Raw genomic sequence first — 17619 nt, forward strand, 5'->3', positions numbered from 1 at the left:
TTGTGCTCATGGTCAATGAAGCCTTGGAGTACACGCACGACGTCGTCATCGTCGGAGGCGGGCACAACGCGCTCGTCGCCGCAGCCTATCTCGCACGGGCGGGGAAACGGACGGTGGTGCTCGAACGCCTTGATCACTTTGGCGGTGCCGCGGTGTCCGAGGAACCCTGGCCGGGGGTCGAGGCGCGGCTGTCTCGCTACTCCTATCTGGTGAGCCTGTTGCCGCAGCAGATCGTGGCGGATCTTGGCCTCAAGCTTGAACTCGCGCGCCGACGCTACTCCTCGTATACGCCTGATCCGGCGGATCCGAGCCGCGGCATCCTCGTCGACAACGGGGATGCGGCAGCGACAACCGCATCGTTTGCGCGTGTGACGGGGGACGCCGCGGAGGCGGAACGCTTCGACGCGTTCTATGCGCGGCTCGTACCCGTCGCCGAGCTGCTGTTCCCCACGGTAACGGACCCGCTGGTGCGGCGCTCGGAGCTGCAGCGGCGACTCGGGGATGACACGCTGTGGGCGGAGCTTTTCGAGCGGCCACTCGGCGGCCTGATCCGAGATTCGCTGACAACTGACATTGCTCGGGGGATCGCTCTCACCGATGGCTTGATCGGGACCTTCGCGACGGCAGATGATCCGTCGCTGCGGCAGAACAAGTGTTTCTTGTACCACGTGATCGGCGGCGGAACCGGAGACTGGGACGTGCCCGTCGGGGGGATGGGGCGCGTGAGCGGTGAATTGGAACGGGCCGCCCGGGAATCGGGGGCGGAGCTCCGTGGCGGGGCCGAGGTGCGCGCCATCACGGCCGACGGCACCGTGCGGCTCAGCGATCCGGCGGCCGATCCCGTGCGCGGGCGACTTGTCCTCAGCGGCGTCGGCCCGGCGGTCCTCGAACGCCTCCTGTCGGAAGGGAACGCCCCGGCCGCCGCTGTACGGGAGGCCCCGGAGCGCCCCGAGGGGGCGCAGGTGAAGATCAACATGCTGCTGAGCCGACTCCCGAAGCTGCGTGACTCCGAGGTCGATCCGCGCGCCGCGTTCGCCGGTACCTTCCACATCAACGAGACCTTCACCCAGCTCGAGGAGGCGCACGCTGCCGCGACGGCTGGAGGGCTTCCCGCTCCGATCCCGGCCGAGATCTACTGCCACTCCCTGACGGACCCGTCGATCCTGAGCCCGGAGCTCCAGGCCGCCGGAGTCCAAACGCTCACGCTGTTCGGGCTCCATGTGCCGGATCGGCTCGTGACCGGGGACACCAACGCTGAACTGCGCGCGGAGCTGCTCGCCGCGGCGCAGCGCTCCCTCGACTCGGTGCTCGCCGAGCCCATCGCCGACTGCATCTTCATCGCCCCGGACGGCTCGCCGTGCATCGAGGCGCGCACCACCGCCGACCTCGAGGAATCCCTCGGCATGATCGGCGGGGATATCTTCCACGGTGCCCTGTCGTGGCCGTGGGCGGAGGACGATGAGACCCTCGACACCCCTGCCGCGCGCTGGGGCGTCGACACTGCGCTGCCGAACCTGCTCGTGTGCGGCTCAGGGGCCCGGCGCGGCGGTGCCGTCAGCGGGATCGGCGGCCATAACGCGGCGCACGCCGCGCTGGAGTTGCTCGCGGAGTAGCGCACGCTGGAGTGGGGGCGGGCTGGTGCCGCGCGGGCCGCAGCCCGCGCGGCTGACGCCTACGCCTGCGCGTCGCGGATCCAGGCCTCAACGTCGTCTGCGGTGCGCGGGATCCCGGCAGAGAGATTCACGCAGCCGTCCTCGGTGACAACGATGTCGTCCTCGATGCGCACGCCGATGCCGCGGAACTCAGCGGGCACAGTGAGGTCGTCGGGCTGGAAGTACAGGCCGGGTTCGATCGTGAAGACCATACCGGGCTCCAGGACGCCCTCCATGTACATCTCGCGCCGCGCCTGCGCGCAGTCGTGCACGTCGAGGCCGAGGTGGTGACTCGTGCCGTGCACCATGTAGCGGCGGTAGTAGGCCGTGCCGTCGTCCTCGGGCAGGAAGCCCCAGTCGCGGGTGTGTCGTTCGATCACCTGCATCGCTGCCGCGTGGACATCGCTGAACCGGATGCCGGGCCGCACGATCGCGCGCGCAGCGTCGGCCGCTTCGAGTACCGCGTCGTACACGCGCCGCTGCACCTCCCTGAAGGTACCGGAAACCGGGACCGTGCGCGTGATGTCGGCGGTGTAGAGGCTATCGAGTTCGATGCCCGCGTCGAGCAGCAGCAGGTCGCCGCTGCGCACGGGGCCGTCGTTGCGGATCCAGTGCAGCGTGCAAGCGTGGGGGCCGGACGCCGCAATCGTCTCGTAGCCGACAGTGTTGCCGTCGAGGCGGGCGCGCTGGTTGAACACGCCCTCGACGATGCGCTCGCCGCGGGGGTGCGCGCTCGCCGCGGGGAGCGCGGCGAGCACCTCCGTGAAGCCTGTCGCCGTTGCGTCGACCGCGGCCTGCATCTCGTTGAGCTCGAAGGGGTCCTTCACGAGGCGCAGTTCGGAGGTGGCGCGCGCCAGCTCGGCGTCGTCGAGTGTGCGGTCGGCATCACCGGGAACAAAATCTGCGAGGTGCGCGGTCGCGATGCCGAGCGCCGCAGCGACCTGGCCGAGGGAGGGTCGGGGGCCGATCCAGAACTCGCCGATCTCCGGGTTCGCGAAAAACTCGTCGCTGTCGCGGCCCGCGCGCTCGCGGAAGTACAGGGTGGCGGTGTGGCTGGTGTCGCCCGCTGCGGGATCCTGCGCCGGATCCAGCACGAGGATCGCGCCGGGCTCGCTCTCCGAGCCCCAACCGGTGAGGTGGGCGAAGGCGCTGTGCGCGCGGTACTGGTAGAACGTGTCGTTCGAGCGCTGCTTCATCGCGCCCGCAGCGATAACGAGGCGTTCGCCCACGAACTGGGCGGCGAGTGTGGTGCGGCGTCTTGCAGCGAACGGTGCCACGGGGAGTTCAGCGGGAAGCGAGGTGGGCTGCTCTGCCCAGCCGCTGGAGATGAACTCCGCGAAGCCGCGTGTCTGCGGGGTGGTGCTGCGGTTACTGTTGTCGATTTCGACCTCGTGAGTCGTCTGCGCGGTATCGGTCATGCCCCCATCTTCTCACTCAGAGATGCGTGGACGCGGTGCAGACATAGAATGATTCTTATGGCAGATTCCGGAGCGACGCGTGCGTATGACCTGCACACGCACTCTGTGCACTCCGACGGGACGACGCGGCCCGAGGAGATCGCGCGCGAGGCCGCTGATCTGGGGCTCGCGGGCTTTGCGCTCACGGACCACGACACGATCTCCGGGTGGGGCGAGGCGCGCGAGGCGGCCGCTGCGCACGGGATCGAGTTCATCCCCGGGATGGAGCTCACCACCCAGCACGCCGGGTACTCCCGCCACCTGCTGGGGTATGGCATGGACCCGGCCGCCGCGGAGCTGTTCGCGGCACTCGAACACGTGCGCAGCGCCCGGATCGAGCGCGCCCGTGAAATGGTGCGCCGAGTGTCCCTGGACTACGCGATTCGGTGGGAAGACGTGGTGGGGGATGGAGACGCCCGCACTGTGGGTCGGCCGCACGTGGCCGACGCACTTGTCGCGGGTGGGTATTTCCCGGACCGCAGCACGGCGTTCGAGGTGGCTCTCCACCCCGGGTCCCCGTACTACCTTGGCACCTACGCGCTCGACACAAGTGACACGATCCGGATGGTGCGCAGAGCCGGGGGAGTTGCCGTGCTTGCTCATCCGGCCGCGATCCGGCAGCGCAGTGCGGCCACCCCGAAAGACATTGCGGAGCTCGCGAGTGCGGGACTCTGGGGCGTCGAACTCGACCACCCTGAGAACCGCGAGGACTGGTTGCCGCCGCTTGTCGCCGCCGTTGCCGAGCTCGGGCTGGAGACGACGGGCGCGAGCGACTACCACGGTGCGGGCAAAGCGAACCGGCTCGGGCAACGTACGACGCCGGGCCCCGTTGTTGACCGGCTCCGCGCAGGCCTCACCGTGTCGAGCTAGCTGCGTTCTGCCCGCACCACCCTCAGCCGAGGAACGCGGCAACCCGGGCGTTAAAAGCCTCGGGCGCGGTAATGAACCCCGCGTGCACGGGGATCGTTGAGAACTCCGCGCGGGGCAGGTGCGCCGTGACCCAGCGCTCGGCAGCTGCGGCCCAGCTGTCCTGTGCAAGGAAGAGCAGTGGCTTGCCGCTGTCGTGGTACGCGACGGCGGGGGCTGTGAGGTCCGTGGCGAGGCCCTCGACGCCCGTGATGATTGCGATGTGCTCGGGAGTGCGGGCACCGTCTGCGATCAGCCGCGCCACCGCGGGCTCCGCGGCTGCATCGGCAGGGTCCACGCCGAGTGCATCGCTCGCGATGTAGGCGAGGAAACCCGCGCGGTCGGTCGAGAGGAAGGTAATGTACGCGGGCAGCCCGTCGTGGCTGAGCGCCGCCTCGCCCCACTCAGCCGGGTCACGCGGATCGAAGGGGACACGCGGCGGTTCGTCGATGAGGATCAGCTTCGCAACCCGCTCGTGGCCGTGCTGCTCCAGGTACGAGAGCACATCGAGCACGCCGAACGACCAACCGGCGAGCGCGAGGCCAGGGAGATCGAGCGCTTCGATGACGGCGGCGAGGTCGCGGCCGCGCTGCGGGAAGTTATTGCCGGTGAGCGGCTTGCTGGATTCGCCGTGGCCTCGGGGGTCGAGCGCAATCACCTCATAGCGCTCGGCCAGCTGAGTGAGCTGGTGCACAAACACCTCGCCCGAAAAGTTCCAGCCGGGCACCAGCAGCAGTGGGGTGCCGGATCCGGCCCGGAGCACGCGGAGCTCAACATCAGGGGCCACGGAAATGCGCTCCGCAATGACGGTGTCGGGCAGCGGCGGGAAGTGAATGCTCATGCCCTCACGCTACGGAGGATTCACGCCGTGCGGAAGCGTGTGTCGCCGTGTGACGGGCCGGGCTTACTCAGTGATCGGGCTGGGGCTGTTGAGCGACACTGTGAGATGGGTGGTGACGTGCTGCACTACGCCGCCCACAGCAATCCAGCCGTTCGCCGCCGTTGCAAGAACATCGGCGAGATCCCCGTCGAGCCGCGTCGCAAAGTGGTCCGAGCCCGCGTAGACCCCCGCGGCCTTCGCCTCCTCGATTGCGGCGTAGATGGGGCTCATGTGATCCCCGGTCGACCCGCCGTCGAGCAGCGGGTACAGCGACCAGTGGGCCCGCGCACGGACACCGGTGGGCGCGAGCACCACGGGCTCGGCTCCGAGCGCATCGACCCCGGCCGGAAGCGCGCACGCAAGTTCGCCGGGGCAGCCTCGCGACAGCAGGATCGCCGCCGACAGATGCGCCCCGCTCGCCGCGGCCGCCGCGATCACGTCCCGCAGGAACGCGAGCACGCGCGCCTCGGTCCCGCCCACAAACGTCGAAATATCGTTCGTCTCGATTGTGAGTTCGTCACGGTTTGCGTTAGCCAGTGCATCGAGAATGATCCGTACATAGTCCGAGTCGTAGACGGAGAGCGTGAAGCGCGCCCCCACGCCGTAGTCGACGGGGGAGAGGGCCGGGCTGAGATCAAGTGCATTCGTGGTCACGGGGACAACCCTAGGAGATCCGACACCGAATCTGGAATCTGCTACGGTGTGGAGCACACGGGAGTCCGGTAGGCCGGGCTGAGAGGAAAGTACTCAACTTTCGACCGTCGAACCTGATCTGGATCATGCCAGCGCAGGGAGACACTCTTGAATTACCCGTGCCCCCTCAACGATTGAAAGGGCACGCATATGCGTCACCACACCCCTGTCCGCACACCACGACTCCTCGCCGCGGCCGCGGCGCTCGCCGCCGGAACGATCGCTTTCGCGGGGTGCGCGGCTCCGGCGTCCCCCGCTACGGGCGAGGGCGGATCCGGCACCGCAGCCGCGTCGGATCTGGCCCCGGTGACCTTCGCCCTTGACTGGGCACCGAACACCAACCACATTGGTCTCTACGTTGCCGAGGCGGAGGGCTACTTTGCCGACGCCGGGCTGGACGTCGAGATTCTGCCGTACGGTTCGACCCCCGCCAGCCAGCTTGTCTCGGCCGGGGAAGCCGACTTTGGAATCGGGGGCCAGTCTGGTGTGCAGATGGCCCGCACCGCCGGGCTCGACGTGACCTCGGTGTACCGGATCACCCAAACAGACACCGGTCGGCTCGTGGTCCTGGGTGACCGCGAGGACCTGCAGCGGCCGAAGGATCTCGACGGGCTCGTGTTCGGTGGCTTTGGGGCCCCGCTGTTTGGCGCGCTCGCGAGTTCCACGATCCAAGGCGACGGCGGGACGGGGGACTTCGAAGAGGTTGTGCTCGACACCGGTGCCTACGAGGCGCTGTCGCAGGGGCGGATCGATTTCACTCTCTCCGTCGCGACCTGGGAAAACCTGCAGATGGACATCGATGGCCATCCCTACCGCGCCTGGCGCTACCAGGACTTTGGAGTCCCGGAGCAGCAGTCGACAGGCATCATTTCGAGCGACGCGTATTTGTCGGAGCACCCGGCTGAGGCACAGGCATTTGTGCGCGCCGTTGCCCAAGGGTATGAGTTCGCGGCACAGCACCCCGAGCAGGCGGCGGACATCCTGCTCGCCGCGAACCCGGACACGCTGGGTACAGCCGAGGAGCTTGTGCGCCGCAGCGCTGAGCTGATGGCGCAGGACGGCTACTTCGTGGCGCAGGACCGCGAGATCGGTGCGGTTGATCCCGCAGCCTGGGACGCGTTCGGCGCGTTCCTCTTCGCGGGCGGCTTCCTGACTGATGCCGAGGGGAAGCCGGTGACCGAGGAGCCGGACTGGTCAACGTACTACACCGACGACCTCCGGTAATGCGGGCGGGACTGGAGCCCGCGACACGGGCCACCCGAGTTGCAGGGATCGTCGCGCCGCCAGCGATTGCCGTGGTGGCGCTCCTCGGCCTGTGGCAGTTCGCGACAACCGCCGGGTGGGTGCCCGCGGATCTTCTCCCGTCACCCACCCGGGTCGTGACCGCAGGAGCGGGGGAGCGCGAGGCGCTGTGGCGGCACGCGCTCCCCACGCTCACGGCGACCCTGACTGGATTCTCGCTCTCGGTGGCCGTCGCGTTCCTCGTCGCGACGCTGCTTGATTTCTCGCGTGTGTTGCGCCGCGCGATCCTGCCGTTGCTCGTGGTCAGCCAGACGCTGCCGCTGATCGCGCTCTCCCCGCTCGTGGTGCTGTGGTTCGGGTTCGGGCTGCTCCCCAAGATCCTGCTTGTTGCCTTTGTGACCTTCTTCCCCATGGTTGTGGGTCTGCTCCGGGGCTTCGCCACCGCGGATCCCGACGCGGAACACCTGCTGCGCTCGATGGGCGCGAACCGGTGGCAGGTGTTTCGCATGCTGCGGCTGCCCGCGGGTATCCCGTCGTTTTTCTCGGCGCTGCGCATCTCGATCACGTACGCCGTGGTCGGCACGATCTTCGCGGAGTACGCCGGTGCCGTAGCAGGCCTCGGCGTGTACATGCAATCTGCGAAGCACGTCTTCCGAACGGATCTCGTGCTTGCCGCGGTGGCGGTGAGCTCGGTGCTCACGCTGACGCTGTTTGGGTGTGTGGCGCTGCTCGAACGGGTGGCGGTTCCGTGGCTGCGGATCGAGCAAGGGGCGGCGCGGTGAGCGGGGTGAGGGATCCTGTGGCCCCGTCAGGTCCGGGTGCCGCGCTTGAGCTGCGCGGGATCCGGAAATCCTTCGGTGAGCAGGCGGTCTTGGCCGAGCTCAGTCTGCGCGTGGGCGCGGGGGAGATCGTTTCGCTTGTCGGGGCGAGTGGCAGTGGGAAATCGACGCTGCTCTCGATCCTTATTGGGGCGCTCCGTGCGGAATCGGGTGAGATCAGATTCGGCGGTGCGGCCGTCGAGCCGGCGGCGCTCGGACACGATCGCCCCTTTGCGTACATGCCGCAGCGCGATGTGCTGTTGCCGTGGCGGCGGATTCTCGACAACGCAGGGATCGGTCTCGAAGTCGCGGGGATGCCGCGCCGGATCGCACGCGCTCGGGTGGGGGAGCTGTTCGGCCCGTTCGGTCTCGCCGGGACCGAACGGCGCTATCCGCGCCAGCTCTCCGGAGGGATGCGGCAGCGGGTATCTTTTCTCCGTACAGTAGTGCAGGGCAAGCCCGTGCTGCTGCTCGATGAGCCGTTCGGAGCGCTCGACGCGATTACCCGCGATGAGCTGCAACGCTGGCTCCTGGAGATCTGGGGCGCGCACGGCTGGAGCATCTTGCTCATTACCCACGATATTCGCGAGGCCGTGCGCCTCAGCGATCGCGTGCTTGTGCTCGGGGCTGCTCAAGGCCGGGCAGATCAGGCCGCCTGCATTGTCGGGGAGGTCGCCGTCACCCGGGAAATTCCGCGGGCCGACGGCTTCCTGCTGGATCCGCGCGTGCCGCATCTCGAGGCCGAACTGCACCAGGTTTTGGCGCGGGCGGCAGGCTGAGGCGCTGCGGCACGACAGGCCCCTAGACATGACTCACGGCCCGGCACGGAAGGATTTCTCCTTGAGTGCCGGGCCGTGAGAGGCAATGCGCGGGGTGTGGTTATGCGGCCGGTGCCTCTGCGGCGGGCGCCTCGCTCGCGCCGCTCGTGTCACCCTGCGCGGCACCGTTCTGGCCCTCGGCCGAACGGCCCGAGCCGCCCCGGCGGCGGCGACGACGGCGCGGCGTCCCCTCGCCATCGCTCGCGAGGGGAGCGCCCGGCTCTCCGCCGCCCGCGGCGTCGTGGCCGTGCTGCTCATGTCCGTGAGCCTCGTGGCGTCCGGGGCCCTGCGGGTTCGCGTCGCGGGTGCGGCGGCGGGTGCGCGAGCTGTTGCCCGCTCCTTCTTCCCCGGAGCGCGCGTCACCGGAGCGTGCGGCACCGGATCCGCCGCGGCCACGGCCGCGATCCCGGTCGCCACCTGTGCGGGGTGCCCGCTCCTTTGTTGGCGTCGCCTTCAGACGTCCCTTTGTGCCCTCGGGAATCTTGAGGTCTTCGAAGAGGTGCGGCGAGGAGGAGTAGGTCTCGACCGGCTCCGGTACGCCGAAGTCGAGGGCCTTGTTGATGAGCGCCCACTTGTGCAGATCGTCCCAGTCAACAAATGTCACGGCGATCCCGGTGCGGCCTGCGCGGCCGGTACGGCCCACGCGGTGCAGATACGTCTTCTCCTCGTCGGGCACGGTGTGGTTGATCACGTGGGTGACGTCGTCCACATCGATGCCGCGGGCGGCAACGTCGGTGGCGATGAGGATGTCCTTCTTGCCCGCCTTAAACGCGGCCATCGCCCGCTCGCGCTGCTCCTGGTTGAGGTCACCGTGCACCGAAGCCGCGTTGTAGCCGCGGTCGACGAGTTCCTCCTGCAGCCGCGCGGCTGCGCGCTTGGTGCGCATGAAGATCACGGTCTTGCCGCGGCCCTCAGCCTGCAGGATCCGACCGATCACCTCGTCCTTGTCGAGCGAGTGGGCGCGGTAGACGATGTGCTCAATGTTGGCCTGCGCGAGGCCCTCATCCGGATCCGTCGCGCGGATGTGGATCGGATTCGACATGAAGCGGCGCGCGAGCGTCACGATGGTTCCCGGCATGGTGGCCGAGAACAGCATCGTGTGCCGGATCTGCGGCGTCAGCGAGAAGAGCTTTTCGATGTCGGCGAGGAAGCCGAGGTCCAGCATCTTGTCGGCCTCGTCGAGCACCATTTCGCGGACCTGCGAGAGGTTGAGTAGCCGCTGGTTTGCGAGGTCGAGCAGACGGCCGGGGGTGCCAACCACGATCTGCGCGCCAGCTTTGAGCTGCTCAATCTGGCCCTCGTATGCCTTGCCGCCGTAAATCGAAACGACCGATGCGGCACGGTTCTTCGCTGCGAGGACAAGGTCCTCCGTGACCTGCACGGCAAGCTCACGGGTCGGTACGACAACAAGTGCCTGCACCCCGGGCTCCGGGTTCGCGCCAACGCGCTGCAGCAGGGGGAGACCGAAACCAAAGGTCTTGCCGGTGCCCGTCTTTGCCTGGCCGATAATGTCTTGCCCCGTCAGCGCGAGCGGGATCGTCTGTTCCTGGATCGGAAAAGCATCGATGATGCCTTCGCCGGCAAGTGCATCGACCATGTCCTGGTCGACGCCGAGTTCGAGAAAAGTTGCCACGTGTGCGTCCTTTAACAGTGTGCGGTGCTGCGCGCGTTGTCCAAAGGCGCAGCGGCCGATCGCTCCTGCGGCGTCGGCGGTGAATACGTACAGGGCCCAGTCTATTCCGGGATCCTGCGCTTTTCCGCGTGCGCGGCCAGGTATTTTGTCTCGGTGTGGATGCCGCGCCCGGCTCTGGGCGGCGATAAGCTTGCAGAATGTTCGAGTGGATCCGAGGCCTGCGCCGCACATCCGCCCCCGCCCGGAAGCTGCGCTCCCGCGGTGACGCGGCGGCAACCGAGCGCGTCGAGATCGCCGAGTTTGCGCCCGGAATCCTGCCGTTTCTCGGATTGACGGCGTACCTGCAGCTGGAGCTGTACGAAGCTGCCACGCGTGCGGTCTCCGGGGCGCCGAGCCTCGAGGCGAAAAACGTGCTTGCGGAGGTCGCGGGGCAGACGCTCTCTAAGCATCAGCTGCTCACCACCGAAATTCGGAGCCGCGGGCATGAGCCGCACGTATTGATGACCCCGTTTGCGAAGGTTATCGACGAATACGTGGAGCGTATCGACACCCCCGACTGGCACCAGCACGTGCTCTCGCTGTACCTTGTCGGGGGCCTTTTCGACGATTTCTTTGCGAACCTTGCCGAGGGGATTCGCGACAACTACCGTACTGAGGCGATCCGGATCCTGAGCAACCACGCGGGCCGAGCCGAACTGAAAGCGCTGCTTGAGGACGCGATGGCGGAGGATGAGGGCCTGGGGAGTTGGCTCGCGCTCTGGGGCCGCCGCCTCGTGGGCGACACGCTGCTCGTGTCCCGTGAGGCGCTCGCGCTGAGCGAGCGCCGTGAGTTCGATGCGAGTGAGGTCGAACCTGTGTTTACCGAGCTGATCGCTGACCACATCCGGCGCATGGACGGGCTGGGCCTCACTGCCTGATGGTGCTTCCCATGACGACCCCGCGCTGCGATTACTTCGAGGCCGGGCGCTGCCGATCTTGCGCGTTGATCGAGACGCCGATCGCCGAGCAGCTCGCCGCGAAGGATGCCCGGTGCCGTGCCCTGCTTCCGGAGGTCCCTGCAGCGGTCTGGCTTCCCATCGTCTCCGGCGGTGAACGCGACTTCCGGAACAAGGCGAAGCTCGTTGTCGGTGGTTCCGCGGGCGCGGTCACGCTCGGGATCCTTGGCCCCGGTGGCATCGGCATAGACCTTCGTGACTGCCTGATCCAGGAGCCTGCGATCCGCGCCGCGATCCCGCGCATCGCCGCGTTCCTTGATGACACCGGACTCGCGCCCTACGACGTGCCCCGGCGGCGCGGTGAACTCAAATACGCGCTTGTCACGGCGGCCCCGTCCGGCGCACTCATGCTGCGCTTCGTCGTGCGGAGTGAGCACGCTCTCGGGACGCTGCGCCGGGCACTCCCCGAACTCCGGGCGGCCGTGCCGGAGGCAACGGTACTCTCGGTGAATCTGCTTCCCGAGCACGTCGCGCTGCTTGAGGGGGAGCGGGAGGAGCTGCTGCTCGGGTCGTCGCTCACGATGGAGCTTGGCGGTGGCGGATCCCGCGCGGGGGAGCCCCGTGCGGACGGGAGTGGCGTCGCGCTGCACCTGCGGCCCCAGAGCTTCTTCCAAACAAACACGACCGTGGCCCGGGAGCTCTACGCCCAGGCCGCCGACTGGGTGGCGCGCGTTGACCCCGCGTCGATCTGGGATCTGTACTGCGGCGTGGGTGGCTTTGCGCTTGCCTGCGCTCCGCGTGTGGGAGAGGCAGGCGCGTCCGGCTCGGACGCGCGGCGCGTGCTGGGCGTGGAGCTGTCTGCAGAGGCCGTGCGATCCGCTGAACGCAGCGCGCAGGACGCGGGCATCGAGGCGCGTTTTATTGCGCAGGACGCGACCGCGTTTGCACTGGGGGCCGCTCCCGCGGACGTTCCCGAGCTTGTTATCGTGAACCCGCCGCGCCGCGGGATCGGCGCAGAACTCGCCGCCTGGCTTGATGGCTGCGGGGCTGACCGGGTGATCTACTCGAGCTGCAATCCGGAGAGCCTCGCTCGCGACCTGGCCGCGATGCCGGGTCTTGTGGTGCGTGAGGCCCGCGTGTTCGACATGTTCCCGCACACGAACCACCTCGAGGTGATGGTGCTGCTCGAGCGGCGGTAGGGCCTGTGTCGGTGTGAAATTCGCGCACCGCAAGCCCCTGCGCTCAGGCCCGGCGAAACTCGGGGCTACCGAAGTGCCCCGGCTCGGTGAAAGCCGCCCAGTCGAGCGTGACGGACTCCGGTGACACCTCGGCCAGGCACACAAGGAGCGACTGGGTGGGGTAGCCGAGTGGACGGTTGTCGCGCACGATGGCGCGGTCGTCTGTGGCACCCAACTCCGCCGTGCGGGCGAGCAACGCCGTCCACGCCTCTCGCCATTCGGACTGCGGAAGACCCGCCAACGATTGGAACTCGGGGAGCCACCGGGTAATCCGCTCCGAGCGGGGGTCATTCACCTCGTGGTGAGCGATCATGTGCACGCCGGGCGGCAGCGGCTCGCGCCGGAGCGACCGCCCGTCCCTGACCACACCGTCCCAGTAGATCACCTCGACTGCGCCGCCGGCGACGTTGACGAGCGTAAACGCACCGGTGAGCGGTGGCTCGGGCAGCGGTGTGCTCGCGACAGCGTCGAGCACGAGGCCGCCACGGGAGCGGAACCCGCCCGCGGCTTCGGGCACGTCCGCGGCGCGGTTCACGATCACGGCGAGCCGGCCGCCCCCGGTCGCCCGGGCTGGAACTTCAGTGCCCGCCACTCCGCGCGCGGCGAGCCAGGCCCCACCCGCTCGGCGATCCCGCACTCCAAGTGTCCCCGGGTGCGCCTCGGGCCACCACGGACCCGGGGGATCCCACGCGCGGTCCGGATCCTCGTCTCGCACCGCGAGCACGCGGGTCGTTGCGTTCGGGCCAGCGGGTACCTCGATCACGACGGTGCACATGGACCCGAGTGTAGCCAGACGGATTCATTCCCCGGAATCAAGGCCCGGGGTGCGAGGATGGGGGCGTGAACATTGTGCTGGGAGTCAGCGGCGGGATCGCCGCCTATAAGTCCGTCGCTCTGGCCCGCCTGCTTGTTGAGGCCGGCCACGAGGTGCACGTGGTGCCGACCGCGGACGCGCTCCGCTTTGTCGGGCAGCCCACCTGGGAGGCAATCAGCCGCAACCCAGTCACCACGTCAGTCCACGACGACGTGCCCGAAGTGCGGCACGTTGCGCTCGGACAGCGCGCTGACATTGTTGTCGTTGCACCGGCAACGGCCAACACGCTTGCGCGCATGACCGCGGGCCTCGCCGATGATCTGCTCGGCACGACACTGCTCGCGACGAAGGCCCCGGTGATCGTGGCCCCGGCCATGCACACCGAGATGTGGCAGCACCCCTCGACGCAGGACAACGTCGCGATCCTGCGCGCTCGCGGGGTTGTGTGTGTTGGCCCCGAGAGCGGCCGGCTCACAGGGAACGACACCGGCCCGGGCCGCATGAGCGAACCCGCGACGATCTTTGATCGGATCACGGCGGTGCTCGCCGCGGGCGTTGCCGAGGACGCCGCGGAAGCTGCGGGGCTGCTCACGGAGGCGGCACCGGTGAGTGATGACACGGTGGTGGCGAGCGTGCCCACGAGCGCGTTCCCGGCGGCGGAGGCCGAGGCAGCACTGAGCGAGCCCGCAGCTGTGGGGCCCGGTGATCTTGATGGCGTGCGCGTTCTCGTGACCGCGGGCGGCACGCGGGAACCGATCGACCCGGTGCGCTACCTGGGGAACCGTTCGAGCGGACGACAGGGGGTGGCAGTCGCCGCGGCCGCCGCGGATCGCGGCGCGAAAGTGGTGCTGCTCGCGGCGAATATTGATGACGCGGTGCTTGCGGAGGTCGCGAATCGTGCGGCCGTGCGCATTGTGCCGGTCGGGACCACCGCCGAACTCGAATCGGCGGCACACGCGGCGTCTGCCGGGGCAGAAGCGGTGATCATGGCCGCCGCCGTCGCGGACTACCGGGTCGCCGACGTTGCCGATCAGAAAATCCGTAAGGAGGACGCCCCGGGGAGTGCCCCGACGCTGACGCTTGTCGAGAACCCTGACATCCTGGTGGGGCTCGTGCGCGAGCGCCGGCCGGGGCAGGTGATCGTGGGCTTTGCGGCCGAGACCGTCGAGAGCGAGGACGAGCTGCTCGAGCGCGGTCGGCGCAAGCTCGCGCGCAAGGGCGTCGACCTGCTCGCAGTGAACGCGGTCGGTTGGACCGAAGGCTTCGAATCCTCCGACAACGCGGTACGCGTGCTCGACGTCGACGGCACCGTGGTGAGCTCGGTGTCGGGCACGAAGCGCGAGGTGGCGGATCGCCTGCTCGACGCGGTGCGCGACGAGCTCGACGCGGCGGCCCGGTAGCGCGACGGGGGTCAGGGCACGCGAACGGGGCCGCGGATCGGGTGATCCGCGGCCCCGTTCGGGAACCGGTGCCCGCACAGCGCGGGCGGGCGTGGTGTGCGCGCTTAGCTGACGAAGCCGACGCGGCGGCCGGCCTCGCCGCCCAGCTCCACGAACGCGACCGATGCCGCGCTTACGAGGTACTGACGGCCCTTCGTGTCGACGAGCGAGACGAGATCCGACTCCTTGCCGCTGGCGGCCTCGAACAGGGCGCGCACTTCGTCAGCGGTCGCACTCGTCTCGAATGCGAGCTCGCGTGCCGACTGCTTGATGCCGATGCGTACTTCCACGGGGGCCTCCTCAGGTGCGGTGGCTCGGAGCCACACGGTTGGAACTTCTTCGAGTCTAGGGCTGGGAGCTGTTCGAGCGCCCGGTTCGGCGGCGTCGTTCGCCCTGAGCGCAGCGCGTCAGAGCGAACGACGCGATGCTACGGGCCGACCGGGGTGAGCGTCAGCTCGTCCTGTGTGCTCGCGCGCACGGCATCACGGGAGTACCCCCACGCGTATTGTTCGCCCCGCGCCCAGCCCTCGGCTTGGTCGGTGTAGTTCGGGTGGAACGCGTGCCCGCTGGCACCGGTCAGGTTCTGCCAGGTTGACGCATCCCAGTCGGCGACGTCGATCACCATGCGCATCGACGGGACCGTGCTTGTCGCATAGCCCTCGTCAAGGCTCCATCCTGTCGCATTCACAACACCGGATCCGCCGCCCACAGCGTACGGTCCGCGGTTGAAGAGGGCCTCGATGGGTGCGATCCCGCTCGTGCCGAAGGTGCCGTGTGTGAGGGGGAGCGCGTGCAGCTCGCCCCAGTTCCAGCGCGCGGGATCCTTGCCCTGGAGTTTCTGCAGGTCCTGGGTGGCGCGAGTGGCTGCGCGGGCGAGGAACTCCTCGCGGGTCGTGCTCTCACCGTGCACGCTGCTTGTCCACCACACAGAGTCCGGGTCTTCGAGGAGGAGTGCGAACACGCGCGCGAGCCGGGATTGGTCGTCCCGTGGGATCTCGATGCCTCGATTGTCCACGAGTTGTGCGGTGACTGCGCGCCACATCACGTTCGCGTAGGCGGCCGCGGCCGAGTCAGGGTCGTTCTGGCCGTCCCAGTCGGCGAGGAGATCAAGCGCCGCCCGGGTGTCCGCGTCCGCGACCTCGAGCGATGCGACGGCCTGCTGCAAGGCCTCCGCGCCGGGGAACTTGTTGTCCATGTGAATCTTGGCCATGTCCTTCGCGGTGAGCGGGCCAGTCGCGATCCGCTCGTCCAGGAGCTCCACGATGCGCGCAGCTCGGTACCCGTAGTCCCAATCGCGGCTGAGGAAGTAGGGGTAGTCGTCGGTCACGATCGCGTTGTTTGCGGTGACGATAACACCGGATTCGGGGTTGTAGCTCATGGGTTGCTCAGCGAAGGGGATATAGCCCTGCCAATCGTATGCGCTGTCCCAGCCAGGCTGAGGGAGCCAGCCGTCGCCTGCTCCGCGGATCGGAAGTCTGCCCGGGGCTTGATATCCAATGTTGCCCTCGGGGTCCGCGTAGATCAGGTTCTGCGCGGGCACGTCGAACTGCGAGGCGGCGAGCCGGAAATCGGCGAAGTCCTCGGCGCGGTTCAGCGTGAAGATCGCTTCGGCCGTGCGGCTCATATCGAGCGCAGTCCAGCGGAGCGCGAGCGCGAAGTCGCCGGGCGGGAGCGGCACGCTGCTGGCTGCTGACGCGGCGGCCGCGCCGGATCCGGCACCGACTTTGGGGTCTTTGGCAATCTCCGTGAAGCTCGGTTCGATCCCGGACACGATGGGCCCGTGTCCGGTGGAGCGGACCTCGATGTCGACTGCGTCCCCGCCCGCGACAGCGATTGTCTCCGTGCGGGTCTCGAAGGGCTTCAGCTCGCCGTCCTGCCAGTAGCCCTCCTCGGTGACGCGCTCCACGTACAGATCGGCCACATCGGTAGTGAGGTTCGTGAAGCCCCACGCGATGTGCTGGTTGTGCCCGATCACGATGCCGGGGAGGCCAGAGAAACTGAACCCGGCAACGTCGAAGGGACACTCGGGGGTGACTGTCGCGCATGTGAGCTGCATCTGGGTCCACACGGAGGGCAGCTCAGCGCCGAGGTGGGGATCATTCGCGAGGAGCGGCTTGCCAGAGGCGGTGTGCTCGCCCGAGACCACCCAGGAGTTTGATCCGACGCCTTCGCCGGCACCGCCCACGAGCGCATCGACCTCGGTGAGGAGTTCGCCGAGCGCGGCGAGCTCCGTCCCAGCGGCGAGCCCAGGCGTCGCAGTGGGCGCTGGGGCCGGGTTCGTGCCGGTGGTGACCGACAGGCCCGCCGGATCATCCGCGAGGATCACCGGGTGCTCCTCGAACGGGTAGCCCGGGTACAGTTCCGTGAGCTGCTCGTTGCCTAGACCCTGCGCAAGCAGCGCCCGCGCGGTCTCGTCCTCGATGTTGGTGCGCAGATCCCAGGCCATTGCCTTGAACCACGCGACAGAGTCCGCAGGAGTCCAGGGCTCGGGGGTGTAGTCCGCGTTTTGGAGGCCGAGCACCGCGTATTCGAGGGACAGTGCGCCGCCCTGGCGTTCGGCAAGGTACGCGTTCACGCCCGCGGCGTAGGCCTCGTAGTACGCACGCACATCGTCTGGGAGCGCGGCGACCTCCTGCTCCGCCGTGCGGTGCCAACCGAGCGAGCGCAGGAACGTGTCAGTGCCGAGCTGAGACTCTCCAAAGAGCTCCGACAGCCGCGCGCTGGTGAGGTGGCGACGGAAGTCCATTTCCCAGAATCGATCCTGCGCATGCACGAGACCCTGTGCGAAGAAGAGATCGTCGCTCGTTTCCGCAGTGATCGTGGGGATGCCGTGCGCATCCCGCTGCACGCGCACGTCCGAGCTGAGCCCCGCGACGGCAAGTGTGCCGTTCGCTTGCGGAAATGACCGGGTGACCGCCCATGCGCCGAACCCGCCGGCAAGCAGCGCGAGCGCGACGATCGAGGCGAGGACCCAGACAATGATCCGGCGCAGCTTGCGGCGCTTGTTCGCGGGGGTGCGTGGCACGGAGAGTGCTTCGGTCACGGCCATATCGAGGTCCTCCTCGTCGAGGGTTCGCGGTGCGTGGAGCCCGCC

General features: G+C 68.4%; 15 protein-coding genes and 1 riboswitch. Of the genes, 8 read left to right on the forward strand and 7 right to left on the reverse strand.

From position 1 onward, the window contains the following. Positions 1 to 8 precede the first annotated feature (8 nt). Positions 9 to 1613 (forward strand): NAD(P)/FAD-dependent oxidoreductase, encoded by a 1605-nt coding sequence (locus FM113_RS03215; protein WP_087011588.1) that lies wholly within the window; start codon positions 9 to 11, stop codon positions 1611 to 1613. A 59-nt stretch (positions 1614 to 1672) separates the two neighbouring features. Here the strand turns inward: FM113_RS03215 and FM113_RS03220 are convergent, their stop codons facing one another. Then, positions 1673 to 3070, reverse strand: a complete 1398-nt coding sequence (locus FM113_RS03220; RefSeq protein WP_087011460.1) for an aminopeptidase P family protein — start codon at positions 3068 to 3070, stop codon at positions 1673 to 1675. 57 nt (positions 3071 to 3127) lie between these two features. On the opposite strand from FM113_RS03220, the gene FM113_RS03225 reads away from it, so the two are divergent. Next, positions 3128 to 3979: a PHP domain-containing protein gene (locus FM113_RS03225; protein WP_087011462.1), complete on the forward strand. Its 852-nt coding sequence runs from the start codon at positions 3128 to 3130 to the stop codon at positions 3977 to 3979. A gap of 22 nt (positions 3980 to 4001) precedes the next feature. On the opposite strand, the gene FM113_RS03230 is transcribed toward FM113_RS03225, so the two are convergent. Further along, positions 4002 to 4856, reverse strand: coding sequence for an alpha/beta fold hydrolase (locus FM113_RS03230; RefSeq protein ID WP_087011464.1), 855 nt, complete (start codon positions 4854 to 4856; stop codon positions 4002 to 4004). A gap of 63 nt (positions 4857 to 4919) precedes the next feature. Further along, complete coding sequence (locus FM113_RS03235) at positions 4920 to 5549, reverse strand: YkoF family thiamine/hydroxymethylpyrimidine-binding protein (RefSeq protein ID WP_176387061.1); 630 nt, start codon at positions 5547 to 5549, stop codon at positions 4920 to 4922. Between the two features lie 47 nt (positions 5550 to 5596). Continuing rightward, positions 5597 to 5707: riboswitch (TPP riboswitch) on the forward strand. A gap of 31 nt (positions 5708 to 5738) precedes the next feature. Between FM113_RS03235 and FM113_RS03240 the strand changes: the two genes are divergently transcribed. Genes FM113_RS03240 through FM113_RS03250 form a run of 3 tightly spaced genes read left to right on the forward strand, consistent with a single transcriptional unit; the run spans position 5739 to position 8427 of the window. After that, on the forward strand, positions 5739 to 6812 hold the full coding sequence (locus tag FM113_RS03240) for an ABC transporter substrate-binding protein (RefSeq protein ID WP_087011468.1): 1074 nt from the start codon (positions 5739 to 5741) through the stop codon (positions 6810 to 6812). Further along, complete coding sequence (locus FM113_RS03245) at positions 6812 to 7612, forward strand: ABC transporter permease (protein ID WP_087011470.1); 801 nt, start codon at positions 6812 to 6814, stop codon at positions 7610 to 7612. Before FM113_RS03240 ends, FM113_RS03245 begins: the two co-directional genes overlap by 1 nt. Further along, on the forward strand, positions 7609 to 8427 hold the full coding sequence (locus FM113_RS03250) for an ABC transporter ATP-binding protein (RefSeq protein ID WP_254908842.1): 819 nt from the start codon (positions 7609 to 7611) through the stop codon (positions 8425 to 8427). The genes FM113_RS03245 and FM113_RS03250 overlap by 4 nt, the downstream gene beginning before the upstream one ends. Before the next feature lie 100 nt (positions 8428 to 8527). Here the strand turns inward: FM113_RS03250 and FM113_RS03255 are convergent, their stop codons facing one another. Beyond that, the gene (locus tag FM113_RS03255; protein ID WP_254908843.1) at positions 8528 to 10099 is read right to left on the reverse strand and encodes a DEAD/DEAH box helicase; all 1572 of its coding nucleotides are present in this window, start codon (positions 10097 to 10099) and stop codon (positions 8528 to 8530) included. A gap of 197 nt (positions 10100 to 10296) precedes the next feature. Between FM113_RS03255 and FM113_RS03260 the strand changes: the two genes are divergently transcribed. Together FM113_RS03260 and FM113_RS03265 are read left to right on the forward strand one after the other, a co-directional pair. Then, positions 10297 to 11016 (forward strand): ferritin-like fold-containing protein, encoded by a 720-nt coding sequence (locus FM113_RS03260; protein ID WP_087011474.1) that lies wholly within the window; start codon positions 10297 to 10299, stop codon positions 11014 to 11016. 11 nt (positions 11017 to 11027) lie between these two features. Beyond that, a complete protein-coding gene (locus tag FM113_RS03265) occupies positions 11028 to 12233 on the forward strand; it encodes a methyltransferase domain-containing protein (protein ID WP_087011593.1) in 1206 nt (401 codons plus the stop codon). Positions 12234 to 12276: 43 nt separating this feature from the next. Here FM113_RS03265 and FM113_RS03270 read toward each other — a convergent pair whose 3' ends face one another. Continuing rightward, positions 12277 to 13047, reverse strand: coding sequence for an NRDE family protein (locus FM113_RS03270; protein WP_087011476.1), 771 nt, complete (start codon positions 13045 to 13047; stop codon positions 12277 to 12279). A gap of 65 nt (positions 13048 to 13112) precedes the next feature. Between FM113_RS03270 and FM113_RS03275 the strand changes: the two genes are divergently transcribed. After that, positions 13113 to 14486, forward strand: a complete 1374-nt coding sequence (locus tag FM113_RS03275) for a phosphopantothenate--cysteine ligase family flavoprotein (protein ID WP_087011478.1) — start codon at positions 13113 to 13115, stop codon at positions 14484 to 14486. A gap of 104 nt (positions 14487 to 14590) precedes the next feature. Here FM113_RS03275 and FM113_RS03280 read toward each other — a convergent pair whose 3' ends face one another. Together FM113_RS03280 and FM113_RS03285 are read right to left on the reverse strand one after the other, a co-directional pair. Next, a complete protein-coding gene (locus FM113_RS03280) occupies positions 14591 to 14815 on the reverse strand; it encodes a DUF3107 domain-containing protein (RefSeq protein WP_087011480.1) in 225 nt (74 codons plus the stop codon). A 137-nt stretch (positions 14816 to 14952) separates the two neighbouring features. Next, entirely contained in the window at positions 14953 to 17574 is a 2622-nt protein-coding gene (locus FM113_RS03285) for a penicillin acylase family protein (RefSeq protein WP_087011482.1), read from the reverse strand. Positions 17575 to 17619 lie beyond the last annotated feature (45 nt).

The sequence above is a fragment of the Leucobacter sp. 7(1) genome, assembly GCF_900163635.1.
Classification (GTDB): domain Bacteria; phylum Actinomycetota; class Actinomycetes; order Actinomycetales; family Microbacteriaceae; genus Leucobacter.

Excerpts from the sequence above, each read along its gene's own strand:
- FM113_RS03215 (WP_087011588.1), top strand. The coding sequence starts at position 9 with ATGGTCAATGAAGCCTTGGAGTACACGCACGACGTCGTCATCGTCGGA.
- FM113_RS03220 (WP_087011460.1), bottom strand. The coding sequence starts at position 3,070 with ATGACCGATACCGCGCAGACGACTCACGAGGTCGAAATCGACAACAGT.
- FM113_RS03225 (WP_087011462.1), top strand. The coding sequence starts at position 3,128 with ATGGCAGATTCCGGAGCGACGCGTGCGTATGACCTGCACACGCACTCT.
- FM113_RS03230 (WP_087011464.1), bottom strand. The coding sequence starts at position 4,856 with ATGAGCATTCACTTCCCGCCGCTGCCCGACACCGTCATTGCGGAGCGC.
- FM113_RS03240 (WP_087011468.1), top strand. The coding sequence starts at position 5,739 with ATGCGTCACCACACCCCTGTCCGCACACCACGACTCCTCGCCGCGGCC.
- FM113_RS03245 (WP_087011470.1), top strand. The coding sequence starts at position 6,812 with ATGCGGGCGGGACTGGAGCCCGCGACACGGGCCACCCGAGTTGCAGGG.
- FM113_RS03260 (WP_087011474.1), top strand. The coding sequence starts at position 10,297 with ATGTTCGAGTGGATCCGAGGCCTGCGCCGCACATCCGCCCCCGCCCGG.
- FM113_RS03265 (WP_087011593.1), top strand. The coding sequence starts at position 11,028 with ATGACGACCCCGCGCTGCGATTACTTCGAGGCCGGGCGCTGCCGATCT.
- FM113_RS03270 (WP_087011476.1), bottom strand. The coding sequence starts at position 13,047 with ATGTGCACCGTCGTGATCGAGGTACCCGCTGGCCCGAACGCAACGACC.
- FM113_RS03285 (WP_087011482.1), bottom strand. The coding sequence starts at position 17,574 with ATGGCCGTGACCGAAGCACTCTCCGTGCCACGCACCCCCGCGAACAAG.